This is a genomic window from Taibaiella lutea (assembly GCF_008629695.1).
In the GTDB taxonomy this organism is placed as follows: Bacteria; Bacteroidota; Bacteroidia; order Chitinophagales; family Chitinophagaceae; genus Taibaiella; species Taibaiella lutea.
Genome location: NZ_VWSH01000001.1, coordinates 1,511,476 through 1,524,254, shown reverse-complemented (window position 1 = coordinate 1,524,254; position 12,779 = coordinate 1,511,476). Strand labels below are relative to the sequence as shown.

Here is a 12,779-nt window from a genome sequence, read left to right as displayed (position 1 = left end):
TAATTTGGACATTATTGCTTGTTAATTAATTCCTTATACTTGTCCAGTAACTCTTTTATCAGGATTTGCCGGTTGTATTTTTGCTCAATAAGTAACCTTGCAGCCGATCCTGTCGATCTTATCAATTGGGGGTGTTTGGTTATTTCAATGATCTTTTCAGCGAAACCAGCTGCATTATCCGCTACAAAAACTTCTTTTCCATTTTCAACCTCAATGCCTTCCACACCAATGGACGTAGTAACAATCGTTTTGCCCATTGCCATCGCCTGGAAGATTTTAATCCTAATGCCGCCACCTGATAAGAGTGGCACAACTAAAATGCTCTTATCACGTTCAAATGCTTGTGCATCGGGCACTTCACCTAATACAACAATATTTTTGTTTTGCTCCTGAAAATAATGTTGCGGCATATTTCTACCTGCGAGATATAGCTTTACGTCCGGCATTTTTTCAATGACCAAAGGCATTACATTCCTCAAAAGCCAATTCACACTTTCCTGATTAGGCAGCCAATCCATGGCACCTATATGATACAAACTTAAAGGTTGTTCTGAGGCCGGACTAAAAGGAATATCGGTCATTTTGATTCCAAAGGGATGTAGAAAAGTCGGGCTTGTTTGTCCTAAAGCTTTGAAAAAGTTATCGTCTTCTTTTGAAATAGTTAATACGAGGTCGTAATCATTTTTGTGATCTATTTCATAAGCTTTTAATCTGTTGGTCAGCAAATTCAGGTATGCTTTTTTGAGTGGATTTTTCGCTTGTTCCGTCAAGCGTTCCCATATCCTGAATTCAATATTATGCTGTCGTATAGTGATTTTTGCTTTGCTGTATTTTCTAATGGTTTCTATGTACGGAACCAGATATAATCCTTCCAGTTGAACTACATCATAATCGTTATTTTGCAAAAGTTGTATTAACTCCTGTTCATACGCTCTGGAAATAAATCGATCAATGTTATAAGAGGATTTTTTGAATAAGTTCAATAAAGCATCCACCGGTTTGATGCGGTTATCCACTTTTACGGCTTTGAAATATGCTAATTTTGAATATAATGCGGGCAATTTTTCTATATCTATCCAATGCCTTGTGGTATTCATTGCAAGCATGCTTAATTCAATACCCGCCTCCAGAAAGCCTTCTGTATAATAATGCACACCAATATTTCCGCCATCATTCAGCGGAAAAGGAATACGGTTGACCAATTGAAGAATTTTCATGCAGGAATAGAAAATGGATATCGTAATTAGAGGCCGCAAGATAATAAATCCGCTGCCCTTTTGCCTAACTTTGCCCGGAAATCGAGAAGCAAATCATCGATTAGAGTTTTATAACATTGGAAACAACATTCACAATAAGATTGACAACTTTCAAAAAGTTGTCAATCTATTAAGTATATAAAATGCCGACAACAAAATTGAATATAGAAAAAATACGTGCTGATTTCCCGATTTTGAATGAGACGATTTATGGCAAACCATTAGTGTATCTTGACAATGGAGCAACTACTCAAAAGCCAAAGCAAGTTATTGACGCTGTTTCCCAATATTATAATGAATACAACAGTAACGTGCATCGTGGCGTTCATTTCCTGAGTCAGAAAGCAACAGATGCGGAGGAAGCAGCAAGAAGAAAGGTGCAACACTTCATCAATGCAAAGCATGAATATGAAGTCATTTTTACAAGGGGAACAACCGAAAGTATTAATCTGGTTGCATATTCTTTTTGCAAGCAATATGTAAAGCCGGGTGATGAAATTATTGTTTCGGCAATGGAACATCATTCTAATATTGTTCCCTGGCAAATTGCCTGTGAAGACCGTGGTGCAACGCTTCGCGTAATTCCGATAGATGAGAACGGAGAACTGATGCTGGACGAGTTTGATAAACTCCTGAATGATAAAACACGCATTGTTGCTGTGACATGGGTTTCCAACACTTTAGGAACGGTGAATCCTATCAGGCAAATCATTGAGATGGCTCATGCGAAAGGCGCAAAGGTATTAGTGGACGCGGCGCAGGCTATACAACATACGCATGTCGATGTACGGGCTTTGGATGCAGACTTCTTGGTCTTCAGCGGACATAAGATTTATGCTCCGACCGGAATCGGCGTTTTGTATGGAAAAGAAGCATTATTGAATGAAATGCCGCCATATCAAGGAGGTGGTTCTATGATAAAACAGGTGACTTTTGCAAAAACTACCTGGGCTGACTTGCCTTTTAAATTTGAAGCCGGAACGCCGCATGTTTCCGGTATCATCGGGCTTGGTAAAGCTTTGGATTATATGAATGAAATTGGTTTAGATACCATTTTCGATGCGGAGCATGAATTGCTGGAATATGCCGAAGCAAAGCTTTCGACTATTTCAGGATTAAGATTTATCGGTAATCCAAAAGAACGTGCCGGTACTTTATCCTTTCTGATAAATGATATCCATCCTTTTGATTTGGGTGAAATACTGGATAAGCAAGGAATTGCAGTTCGAACCGGACATCATTGTTGTCAACCGATTATGGAGCATTATCAGATTCCGGGAACGGTTCGTGCATCTTTTTCTTTTTATAATACAAAGGAAGAAGTGGATGCTTTAGTGAAAGGAATTGAAAGGGGCGCTGCTATGTTAGGGTAGGAGAGATTAGATTTCAGACGTTAGATAACCGGATGAATAAAACATAATTCCTCTTTGTTCTAATCTTTTTCTGTCTCAACCTAATTTCCAATTTCAAGAACCTAATATTAATGCCTTTTAGAATCCTTATAGGTTTTGAAACTTGTAAGGATTGACGGGAGAGGAAAAATTGTAATCAAATAAACTATTGCTCCTTAACAATACAACATTGAATTTACTGTCTAAATACTAATATCTAACAATCTATATGTACCAACCTGAAGACGAACAACGCCTGTCACTTTGGGCAAAAGAATTATTGAAGTCTTCAAATGAAGACGTACAAACGCAATTAGATATGTTGCGTTCGGTTATTAATTACAATGACTGGAAGTATTATGTTCAAGACAATTCTGTATTGGCCGATGTGGAGTATGATACTTTATTCAAACAATTAAAGGAACTTGAAAATGCACATCCGGACTTAATTACGGCAGATTCTCCAACTCAGAGAATTGCAAAAGGCTTAAGCGAGCAATTTACTTCGGTATCGCATTTGGTGCCGATGCTGAGTCTGGAAAATTCTTATAACGCAGAGGATTTAAGAGAATGGGATAAACGTTGCAGAGAAACATCTAAGGAGTCGGAAATTGAATATACAGTCGAACCAAAATATGATGGAGCAGGGATTTCATTATATTATGAAGATGATAAATTGGTTCGTGGCGCGACGCGTGGTGATGGTATAATGGGTGAAGATATTACACCAAATGTAAAACAGATAAAATCCATTCCTTTATCGGCTGCTTTATCAAAACAACATATACAATCTTTAGAAATCCGCGGTGAAGTAATAATTCCTAAAGACACTTTTAAGAACTATAATGAACAAAGAATTGCCGAAGGCCTTGCCCCGCTTGCTAATCCAAGAAACGCGGCCTCGGGAACTTTGCGTATGTTAGACCCCAGAGAAGTTGCAAAACGAGGATTGAGCGCCATTCTTTATCATGTCAGTTATCATACTACTGAAAATAATGTTGCTGACCCGGAAGTTATGCAAACGCACTACGGAACGTTGGAATGGCTTTACAATATAGGTTTCAACTCTCCTGTTAAAAACATGAAACGTTGCAAAACCATTGATGAAGTAATTGATTATGTGTTGGATTTTGAGCAGCACCGTGACGATTTGCCATTTGAAATAGATGGTATGGTTATCAAAGTGAACAGCCTTGAATTGCAGGATAGATTAGGTCAAACCACTCATCATCCGCGTTGGGCTATTGCCTATAAATTCAAGGCCAGACAAGCTTCCAGTAAATTATTGCGCGTGGAATTTCAGGTAGGAAGGACAGGAAGCATTACACCGGTTGCCAAAATTGAACCTGTTCCTATTGGCGGTGTTACTGTTGGTAGTATATCTTTATTTAATGAAGAAGTTATTAAAGAAAAAGATTTAAAGATTGGCGATACCGTTTTGGTAGAACGTGCAGGAGATGTTATTCCTTATATAGTGAAATCCAATCCGGAATTAAGAAATGGTACGGAAGAGGAAATTATTTTTCCTACACATTGCCCGGTTTGTAAAGAAGAACTGTTTAAGCCCGAAGGTGAAGCTGCATGGCGTTGTATCAATGTAAGTTGCGAAGCACAGGTAGTAGAAAGACTGATTCATTTTGCATCGAAAGATGCGATGGATATCCGCAGTTTTGGAGATTCCAATATTCGCAGGTTTCATGATATGGGCATTGTAAAAGATATAGCGGGGATTTATAAAATAGATTACGAACAATTAAACGGACTTGAAAAGTTTGGGGCGAAATCCGTTGAAAATTTAAAGGTAGCCATTGAAAAATCAAAGCAACAACCGCTCAATCGTTTGATATTTGGTCTGGGAATTCGATATGTAGGCGAAACCACGGCAAAGACTTTAGCTAATGCGGTAAATCATTTGAAGGATTTTCAGACATGGACTGTTGAACAACTTTGTACCCTGGAAGATATAGGCCCGAAAGTTGCCGGCTCTGTTTATCAGTTTTTTCAGGCACATGAAAACATTCATATTCTGGATGAACTGGAAGTGCTTGGTTTGACTTTAACCAATCAGCATAAAAAAGATGGGAACCAGGAGAACGGTGCTTTGAGTGGAAAAACATTTCTGTTTACCGGCACACTTTCCAGATTCAAGCGCAGTGATGCGGAAGCACTGGTTGAAGAGCGCGGCGGAAAATTGTTAAGTGGCGTAAGCAGCAAGTTGAATTATTTGATTGTTGGTGCTGATGCGGGTTCCAAATTGGAAAAGGCTAAAAAGCTTGGTACTGTAAAGGTTTTAACGGAAGATGAGTTTGGAGATTTGCTGGAGGAATAGGAACATCATTCAATCAATTTGTGACTCAAAGTTCACAAATTAAACTTAAAGTTTTTATGACAGATTTCGTCAGTGATAAATACTTAATTTTGATACAAAGGATAGAAATGTATGAAGAATACAGCAAGAAGTTTGGATAAGGAAATAAACCAATATCTCGGTGTATTAACAATACATCAAAAAGAAGCATTATTAGCGGTCGCTAAAACATTTGCCCTAAATGAAAATACAGATGTAGTTTATACAGATGAATTCGTGACTGAATTGAATCGTCGTTCGCTTTCATTAGAAGATGGCTCCGAAAAGGGATATACCTGGGAGGAAGTAAAACAAAGAGCCAAAGCTTCTTTAAAAAGATGACGCTTCCTAAATATTCTATTGTATTTCATCCTCTTGCAGAAGAAGAGTATAATCAATCATATAATTGGTATGAGGAACAACTTATAGGCCTGGGTGAAAGATTTGAGGGAGAAGTTGAAATTATTCTGACTAAACTAACCATTCAGCCTCAATTCTATGGTTTTTCAAAAAGGCCTTATAGGGAAGCATCAGTAAATGATTTTCCATTTATTATTGTTTTCAAAATAAATGCGATAAAAAATGAAATTTATATCGTATCCATTTTTCATACAAAAAGAAGTGTAAAGAAAAAATTTAGGTAGGGCTTAGAAAGCTCGCCTAAGTCATAACTATCTTATTTGAGAATCAAAGCATTTTCAAATACTCAATATTATCAAAATTCAATGCCAGCAACAATAAAACCACCAAAAAATAAAGCCACAAAACCTGTTAAAAAATCTCCAGAACAAGATGCTATTGTCATTCAGGGAGCGCGAATGCATAACCTGAAAAACATTACCGTATCTATTCCAAGAAATAAACTGGTCGTGGTTACAGGCGTTTCAGGCTCAGGGAAATCTTCACTTACAATGGACACGCTTTTTGCCGAAGGTCAACGCCGTTATGCTGAAAGCTTAAGTTCTTATGCGCGTCAGTTTTTGATGCGGATGGATAAGCCTGATGTAGATTTCATTAAAGGCATTTGCCCTGCTATTGCAATCGAGCAAAAAGTTACCACACGTACACCACGCTCTACAGTCGGCTCTATGACTGAATTGCAGGATTATCTGCGCTTATTATTTGCACGCGTCGGCCGTACCTATTCTCCTGTTTCGGGAAAAGAAGTGAAGAAAGATGATGTAAGTGATGTCGTGGATTTCATTCAAAAACTGGATGAAGGTTCTAAAGTTCAAATCATGGTTCCATTCAGGACATTGAGCGGAAGAACGATGGAAGAAGAGCTGAATGTATTGTTGCAAAAAGGGTTTTCCAGAATTTACGTAGTAATAAAGAAAAACACAGCCGGCGAAATGATGCGCATTGAAGACGTATTGGAAGATGCTTCTTTAATCTCATCTGCTAAATCTCAAATCTATTTGCTGATTGATCGTATCGTAGCCAAGAAAGCATTTGACGAAGATGATTTGCATCGCATTGCGGATAGTGTACAGACTGCATTTTATGAGAGTGAAGGTGAATGCTTGCTGGAAGTGAACGGAAGCAAATGGCATACTTTCAACCATAGATTCGAAGCCGATGGCATTGTGTTTGAAGAACCAACACCAAACTTTTTTTCTTATAATAATCCTTATGGCGCATGTCCAACCTGTGAAGGTTTTGGGCAGGTTTTAGGTATTGATATTGATTTGGTGATTCCTGATAAACGATTGAGTGTGTACGAAGATGGGGTGGTTTGCTGGAAAGGTGAGAAGATGGGAGAATGGAAAGATGCATTTATCAGGCAGGAAGGCAAAAAAGGTTTCCCGATTCATAAACCCATACAGGAATTAAACAAAGAACAAGAAGCTGTTTTGCAAAAATGGATTGATGATTTTTTCAAAATGGTAGAACAAAATTTGTACAAGATTCAATACCGTGTCATGCAGGCACGATATCGTGGTCGTACGAAATGCCCTACCTGTGGGGGTTCCCGATTGCGTCCCGATGCTTTATATGTGAAAGTGAATGGTGCAGATATTGCTGAATTGAGCGATATGCCCATCGAAAATCTGAATAACTGGTTTGAGAAAATCAAACTAACCAAAAATGAAGAAACGATTGCTTCCAGAATATTGATAGAAGTTAACCAACGTCTGAAAACATTATTAGATGTGGGTTTAAGCTATCTTACTTTAAATCGTCTGGCTAATTCCCTTTCAGGTGGTGAAAGCCAACGTATTCAATTGACCAAATTTCTGGGGAGTAATCTTACCGATTCCCTTTACATTTTAGACGAACCAAGTATCGGCTTGCATCCGAGAGATACAGCACGATTGATTAAAGTGCTAAAGCATCTTCGTGATTTGAATAACACAGTTGTAGTTGTAGAGCATGATGAAATGATGATGGAAGAAGCAGACCATATTATCGATATGGGGCCATTGGCATCACATTTAGGTGGCGAAGTTATTGCAGCAGGCAATTATAAAGAGATTTTGAAAGCTCCTGAAAGCCTTACGGGACGTTATTTGTCAGGTGAACTGAAAGTTGTTAGTGGTAAAGAAAACAATAAAAAGAGAAAAGCTATCAACTTTATAAAATTAGAAGGTTGTCGTCAGCACAACCTGAAAGATATTGATATTGCGTTTCCATTGAACATGCTTTGTGTAGTGACGGGTGTAAGTGGTTCGGGTAAAACAACATTGGTAAAACAAACTTTGTATCCTGCGCTGATGAAACATTTTGGCGAAGGTACGGACAGGCCGGGAGCACATAAGTCTTTAACAGGTGATTTGAAAAGTATTACCCATGTTGAAATGGTGGACCAGAATCCGATTGGTAAATCATCAAGAAGCAATCCTGTTACTTATATTAAAGCTTATGATGAAATCAGGAATCTATACGCCAAACAAAGAGTGGCAAAGATGCGTGGTTTCCAACCGAAACATTTTTCTTTCAATGTAGATGGCGGACGTTGTGATACTTGTAAAGGAGAAGGTGAAGTAGTGGTTGAAATGCAATTTCTTGCGGATGTGCATTTGCTTTGTGAAAGTTGTAAAGGCAAACGTTTCAAGGATGAAGTACTGGAAGTTACTTACCGTGAAAAAAGCATTCATGATGTTTTGGAAATGAGTGTAGATGAAGCGATCGTGTTTTTTCAGGATGAAAAAGCATTGGCTCAAAAGCTGCAACCCTTGTCTGACGTAGGTTTGGGTTATGTAAAATTAGGTCAGAGCAGCAATACATTAAGTGGCGGAGAAGCACAACGGGTAAAGCTTGCTTCTTTTCTGGGAAGAGGCAATACAAAAGATAAAATACTCTTCATTTTTGATGAACCAACCACAGGTTTGCATTTTCACGATATCAATAAATTGCTGAAATCATTCAATGAGTTGATTGAACATGGCCATTCCATCATTGTAATTGAGCATAATACTGATGTAATTAAAAATGCCGACTGGATTATTGACATCGGTCCTGAAGGCGGTGCAGGTGGCGGACATTTATTATACAGCGGTGAGCCTGAAGGATTAAAGAAAGTAAAAGAAAGCTTTACAGCACAATATTTATAAGGGACAAGATATTCAAATGTGCTGACAAATATTAATTTAGTCTTATTTATTCCATATTATTATTAACCAGTCCTTAAACTTTTCTTTTTAAAGACTATCTTTGCGCCTTTCAAAATGGCTTTGGAAATTCTTTCAAAGCCATTTTAATTTTCAGAATACATTATGCCTATTTTAATTTTCTTTTTAGCGCATTGGTTTTTATCGCTATTTACACAAACCTTTTTCATGCATCGTTATGCAAGCCATAAGATGTTTACGATGGGTAAAGGCACCGAAAAATTCTTTTATTTTTTTAGTTTCCTCGCTCAAGGTTCTTCATTCCTGAATCCACGTGCTTATGCCATCATGCATCGCATGCATCATGCTTACAGTGATACCGAAAAAGACCCGCATTCTCCACATTTCTTTAAAGATGTCTGGCACATGATGATGCATACTAAAGATATTTATCTGAATTATGCAAAATATGGCACTGAACCTGAAAAAGCCTTCCGTGGCGATTATCCGGTTTGGCCGATTATGGATAAAATCAGCGATGCATGGATAACACGTTTATTGTTTGTTGCGGGATATATTGCGTTTTATGTTGCATTTGCCACTCATTGGTGGATGTTTCTTCTCCTGCCCATTCATTTTTTCATGAGCCCTGTACACGGTGCCATCGTAAATTGGTGCGGTCATAAATATGGTTATTCAAGTTTTGATAATAACGACCACAGTAAAAATACTATTCCGGTTGATATCTTCTTATTGGGCGAATTGATGCAGAACAATCATCATAAAAGCCCAAATAGTGTGAACTTTGCAAAAAAATGGTTTGAGTTTGATCCGGTTTACAGTGTCGTATTATTATTGCATAAGACCAAAGTTATCAAGCTCAGAAAAGTAGAATAATACTTAAACATACTATTAAACAGAAACGCCTCTCAAATTTATGGGAGGCGTTTTTTTATTTATTCTTTTCTATACTGATAGAAAATTCCCTTATCCAAAGCGGTCCAGAGGCAAGCTTTTTGATTGGCGGCTTTCAACGCATTGTTCGCCCATGTATTGCAGGTATGGAATAAATCATAAACCCCTTTTGCCTCATAAAAAGCATCATCGGTTCCATAGCCGTCGTTATGCGTAATGATTTGAATCGTTTTATCATTTGCATCATATTGAAAGCTCTTCTTAATGTAAATAATCAACTGTTCATATTCCCGCATGCTGATTTTTATTTCCTTACATTTTTCCGTAACCGGCATGTCTTTATAAAAGGTAACATGCATGGCAGATGTTCCTAAATGAAACATAGCCTTGAAAGCCACGCTGAACTTAAGGTCCGACCAGTTGGGTGTTTCAAGATAAAAGCCTTTATCGCCCCAGCCGAAAGAGGCATATTGGAAAGTAGTATCTTTTGAATCTGTATTTTCAAAAGGTACAATGGTATTCCAATCTATAAGCGGACTGTGCATCGGAGCGACAATATCAGTATGTACGCCATTTGTTTTTATATAGATTGAAATTTCTTCCGGGCCTTCCTTTTGTGCATTTTTATTCACAGGAATGTATGGCAAAAGCCATGCTGCAAGTACGTATATTAAAAGTAGGCCTATTATGGTAAGAAGCGTATAGCCTGCCTTTTTAAAGATTTTTTTGAGCATTTATGGAAATGATTTTAAATGAATTTAATAGGCCATTAAATCAATGGTTTGTGTTGAGTGTTTTGTTTCAGATAATTAATTTTCGATAGAAATAAAACAGCCATTTTATCTGCTCTTAGCTTAGCATCTTCAGCTACGGCACCTTCAAAATAGGTATCAACAGTTTGACGGAATAATTGCAGCCATCGTTCAAAATGAAATTCATCCAAAGGCAGCTTTGCGTGCGGTAAAAACGGAGCTCCATTATAAGTATGGTTTCCTAAAAGGATTGTTTCCCAGAAACTGTACATTTTCGATAAATGTTCCGGCCATCTGTTCCCGATTATTGCATTGAAAATCGGCCCAATAATGTTATCAGCCTGTACTGATTTGTAAAATTCATTTACCAATAATTCAATATCAGCCCGGATGGTTATTTCTTTCTTCATTTAATACGTTCATCTATTGTTAATTGTATTGTTTCGCACAATGGAGGCAGTGTAAGTCACAGTCATGGAATGGTTATGCACATATTTTTCATGTTATTCACATTTTGGTAATTGTTTTTAGGCTCAATTTGCTGTAACCCTTTTCTGTACTACATTTTACCTCAATTAATATGTGGAAAAAATATCCAATAAATATGGGTGGTAAATTGTGGGAAATTGTGTTATTTTGTGTCAAATTTATATCTAACGCTGTAATGGCAGGCTTTTTAGGAGAATACGAAGTATCCCTGGACTCGAAAAATCGCTTTCTTGTCCCTTCCGGATTCCGCAAGCAATTGGCGGAAGGGGAAGATAATGCCTTCGTTATCAGTCGTGGAATGGGTAAAATGTTAAGCTTGTATACCAAAGCTGCCTGGGAAATATTTGATGCGAAACTTTCGTCGCTGAATGATTTTAATCCCAATGTTGCAAATTTTGTAAGGGTAATGCGTGGCGGAGCAACAGAAGTGCAATTGGATTCGGCAGGCAGAATGTTAGTTCCGAAACCTTTACAGGTACATGCCGGACTTGACAAAGATTTGGTATTTAGTGCAATGGGCGACAAGGTCGAAATTTGGGATAAAGATACTTATTACAATCACATTGCACAAACGAGCGCTAATATCGAAGACCTGGCAAATGGCATTTTCGGAGACAATCCCTTCAAGTAGTAAATTCAATTCATAAGCCGGGACAACGGTAATATATTTTCCAAGCATGAGCGAACAACCTTTTTATCATACCTCCGTAATGTTACACGAAGCGGTGGATGCCTTGAATATAAAGGAGCATGGGATTTATGTTGACGGAACATTTGGTGGAGGCGGACATAGCAAGGAGATTTTAAAAAGATTGGGGAAACACGGACGGTTGTTTGTTTTTGACCATGATAAAGATGCCTGGAAAAATTTACCCGAAGATAAAAGGATAACGTTGATAAAAGAGAATTTCAGGTACCTGCGCCGTTTCCTTCAGTTGCATAAAGTGCCGCAGGTTGATGGGATATTGGTTGATTTAGGTGTAAGTTCTTTTCAGTTTGATACGGCGGAGCGCGGTTTTTCCATTCGGTTCGATGCGCCACTGGATATGAGGATGGATGACAGGATTGATTTTACAGCGGCAGATTTAATACGCGATTATCCGGAGGAAAAATTACATAAGCTGTTTGAGGTATATGGTGAAGTGAGGAATGCAAAGACACTGGCAAAGACGATTGTGGAAGGAAGAAAAAAAATGACAGTTCAGACGATTGACAGCTTTAAACATTTGATTGCAGATTGTATAAAAGGGAATCCGAATCGTTATCTGGCACAAGTCTTTCAGGCTATAAGAATTGAAGTAAATAATGAATTGGGTGTTTTGCAGGATTTTCTGGAACAAACACCCAGATGCCTGAAACCCGGCGGAAGGCTTGCTGTTATTACTTTTCATTCATTGGAAGACAGAATGGTGAAGCAATTCATGAAGAACGGAAATTTTGAAAAAGAAGTCAATACAGATCCTTTCGGAAGAAATCTTTTTGAAAATCCTCTGAAAGCTTTAAAAGACCAGTCACCATCAGAAGAGGAATTGAAAGTAAACAACAGGTCCAGAAGCGCAAGATTGAGAATTGCAGAAAAAATTCAAAATCAAAAATCAAAAAATTAAACATACAGAAGTGAGCGGCAACAGACTAAATAAAATGGAAGAAATGGTTGAAACACAGGATGAACCTGTTGTTGAGGCTGTTGCTCCTGAGATTGAACCTGTTGTAAACAAGGAAAAGAAAGAAAACATTGTAGTACCTGTACCTGTTAAAGGTTCCTGGAGAGAAGTTTTAGATCGCATTTCATACAAAGGCATTGTAAAAAATATGCCTTATCTGATGTTTCTGACAGTGTTGTGCATCCTTTATATTACCAATAATAATCGTGCTATATCATTGACCAGAAGTATTAATGATAAGTCGAAAGAGCTGAAAGAATTACGTTGGAAGTATATGGATATTCAGTCAAGGCTGATGTATCAGACTTCAGAAACGCAAATGATAAACAGGTCTGCCGCATTAGGCCTAAAACCATTGGACAGGCCTGCATTTGAAGTGAAAGTAAAAATACCCGCTGCGAAAGAAAATTAATA

12 protein-coding genes are annotated in these 12,779 nt (G+C 37.9%); 9 read left to right on the top strand and 3 right to left on the bottom strand.

From position 1 onward, the window contains the following. Window positions 1-11: 11 nt before the first annotated feature. Window positions 12-1,217: a glycosyltransferase family 4 protein gene (locus tag F0919_RS06545; RefSeq protein WP_150031904.1), complete on the bottom strand. Its 1,206-nt coding sequence runs from the start codon at window positions 1,215-1,217 to the stop codon at window positions 12-14. A 182-nt stretch (window positions 1,218-1,399) separates the two neighbouring features. Here F0919_RS06545 and F0919_RS06540 point away from each other — a divergent pair, with 182 nt between their 5' ends. The 6 genes from F0919_RS06540 to F0919_RS06515 all read left to right on the top strand — a co-directional run bounded on the left by F0919_RS06540 (window position 1,400) and on the right by F0919_RS06515 (window position 9,442). Further along, a complete protein-coding gene (locus tag F0919_RS06540; RefSeq protein WP_150031903.1) occupies window positions 1,400-2,629 on the top strand; it encodes an aminotransferase class V-fold PLP-dependent enzyme in 1,230 nt (409 codons plus the stop codon). 247 nt (window positions 2,630-2,876) lie between these two features. Beyond that, on the top strand, window positions 2,877-4,976 hold the full coding sequence (ligA, locus tag F0919_RS06535) for an NAD-dependent DNA ligase LigA (RefSeq protein WP_150031902.1): 2,100 nt from the start codon (window positions 2,877-2,879) through the stop codon (window positions 4,974-4,976). Window positions 4,977-5,087: 111 nt separating this feature from the next. Beyond that, a complete protein-coding gene (locus F0919_RS06530; RefSeq protein WP_150031900.1) occupies window positions 5,088-5,336 on the top strand; it encodes a hypothetical protein in 249 nt (82 codons plus the stop codon). After that, on the top strand, window positions 5,333-5,638 hold the full coding sequence (locus tag F0919_RS06525; protein WP_150031899.1) for a type II toxin-antitoxin system RelE/ParE family toxin: 306 nt from the start codon (window positions 5,333-5,335) through the stop codon (window positions 5,636-5,638). Before F0919_RS06530 ends, F0919_RS06525 begins: the two co-directional genes overlap by 4 nt. A gap of 81 nt (window positions 5,639-5,719) precedes the next feature. Beyond that, on the top strand, window positions 5,720-8,548 hold the full coding sequence (gene uvrA, locus F0919_RS06520) for an excinuclease ABC subunit UvrA (RefSeq protein WP_150031898.1): 2,829 nt from the start codon (window positions 5,720-5,722) through the stop codon (window positions 8,546-8,548). Window positions 8,549-8,710: 162 nt separating this feature from the next. Further along, window positions 8,711-9,442 carry an acyl-CoA desaturase gene (locus F0919_RS06515; protein WP_150031897.1) on the top strand — a complete coding sequence of 244 codons (732 nt, stop codon included), beginning with the start codon at window positions 8,711-8,713 and terminating at the stop codon, window positions 9,440-9,442. A gap of 59 nt (window positions 9,443-9,501) precedes the next feature. Here the strand turns inward: F0919_RS06515 and F0919_RS06510 are convergent, their stop codons facing one another. Further along, entirely contained in the window at window positions 9,502-10,194 is a 693-nt protein-coding gene (locus F0919_RS06510) for a TIGR02117 family protein (RefSeq protein ID WP_150031896.1), read from the bottom strand. 35 nt (window positions 10,195-10,229) lie between these two features. Then, the gene (locus F0919_RS06505) at window positions 10,230-10,622 is read right to left on the bottom strand and encodes a group III truncated hemoglobin (protein ID WP_150031895.1); all 393 of its coding nucleotides are present in this window, start codon (window positions 10,620-10,622) and stop codon (window positions 10,230-10,232) included. A 254-nt stretch (window positions 10,623-10,876) separates the two neighbouring features. Here F0919_RS06505 and mraZ point away from each other — a divergent pair, with 254 nt between their 5' ends. From mraZ to F0919_RS06490, 3 genes are read left to right on the top strand one after another with little or no spacing between them, the layout of a single operon-like run. Beyond that, the gene (gene mraZ, locus F0919_RS06500) at window positions 10,877-11,332 is read left to right on the top strand and encodes a division/cell wall cluster transcriptional repressor MraZ (RefSeq protein WP_190277290.1); all 456 of its coding nucleotides are present in this window, start codon (window positions 10,877-10,879) and stop codon (window positions 11,330-11,332) included. Between the two features lie 46 nt (window positions 11,333-11,378). Continuing rightward, window positions 11,379-12,308, top strand: coding sequence for a 16S rRNA (cytosine(1402)-N(4))-methyltransferase RsmH (rsmH, locus tag F0919_RS06495; RefSeq protein ID WP_150031893.1), 930 nt, complete (start codon window positions 11,379-11,381; stop codon window positions 12,306-12,308). 10 nt (window positions 12,309-12,318) lie between these two features. Further along, on the top strand, window positions 12,319-12,777 hold the full coding sequence (locus F0919_RS06490) for an FtsL-like putative cell division protein (protein WP_150031892.1): 459 nt from the start codon (window positions 12,319-12,321) through the stop codon (window positions 12,775-12,777). The last annotated feature ends 2 nt before the right edge of the window (window positions 12,778-12,779 follow it).

Excerpts from the sequence above, each read along its gene's own strand:
- F0919_RS06545 (WP_150031904.1), bottom strand. The coding sequence starts at position 1,217 with ATGAAAATTCTTCAATTGGTCAACCGTATTCCTTTTCCGCTGAATGAT.
- F0919_RS06540 (WP_150031903.1), top strand. The coding sequence starts at position 1,400 with ATGCCGACAACAAAATTGAATATAGAAAAAATACGTGCTGATTTCCCG.
- ligA (WP_150031902.1), top strand. The coding sequence starts at position 2,877 with ATGTACCAACCTGAAGACGAACAACGCCTGTCACTTTGGGCAAAAGAA.
- F0919_RS06530 (WP_150031900.1), top strand. The coding sequence starts at position 5,088 with ATGAAGAATACAGCAAGAAGTTTGGATAAGGAAATAAACCAATATCTC.
- F0919_RS06525 (WP_150031899.1), top strand. The coding sequence starts at position 5,333 with ATGACGCTTCCTAAATATTCTATTGTATTTCATCCTCTTGCAGAAGAA.
- uvrA (WP_150031898.1), top strand. The coding sequence starts at position 5,720 with ATGCCAGCAACAATAAAACCACCAAAAAATAAAGCCACAAAACCTGTT.
- F0919_RS06515 (WP_150031897.1), top strand. The coding sequence starts at position 8,711 with ATGCCTATTTTAATTTTCTTTTTAGCGCATTGGTTTTTATCGCTATTT.
- F0919_RS06510 (WP_150031896.1), bottom strand. The coding sequence starts at position 10,194 with ATGCTCAAAAAAATCTTTAAAAAGGCAGGCTATACGCTTCTTACCATA.
- F0919_RS06505 (WP_150031895.1), bottom strand. The coding sequence starts at position 10,622 with ATGAAGAAAGAAATAACCATCCGGGCTGATATTGAATTATTGGTAAAT.
- mraZ (WP_190277290.1), top strand. The coding sequence starts at position 10,877 with ATGGCAGGCTTTTTAGGAGAATACGAAGTATCCCTGGACTCGAAAAAT.
- rsmH (WP_150031893.1), top strand. The coding sequence starts at position 11,379 with ATGAGCGAACAACCTTTTTATCATACCTCCGTAATGTTACACGAAGCG.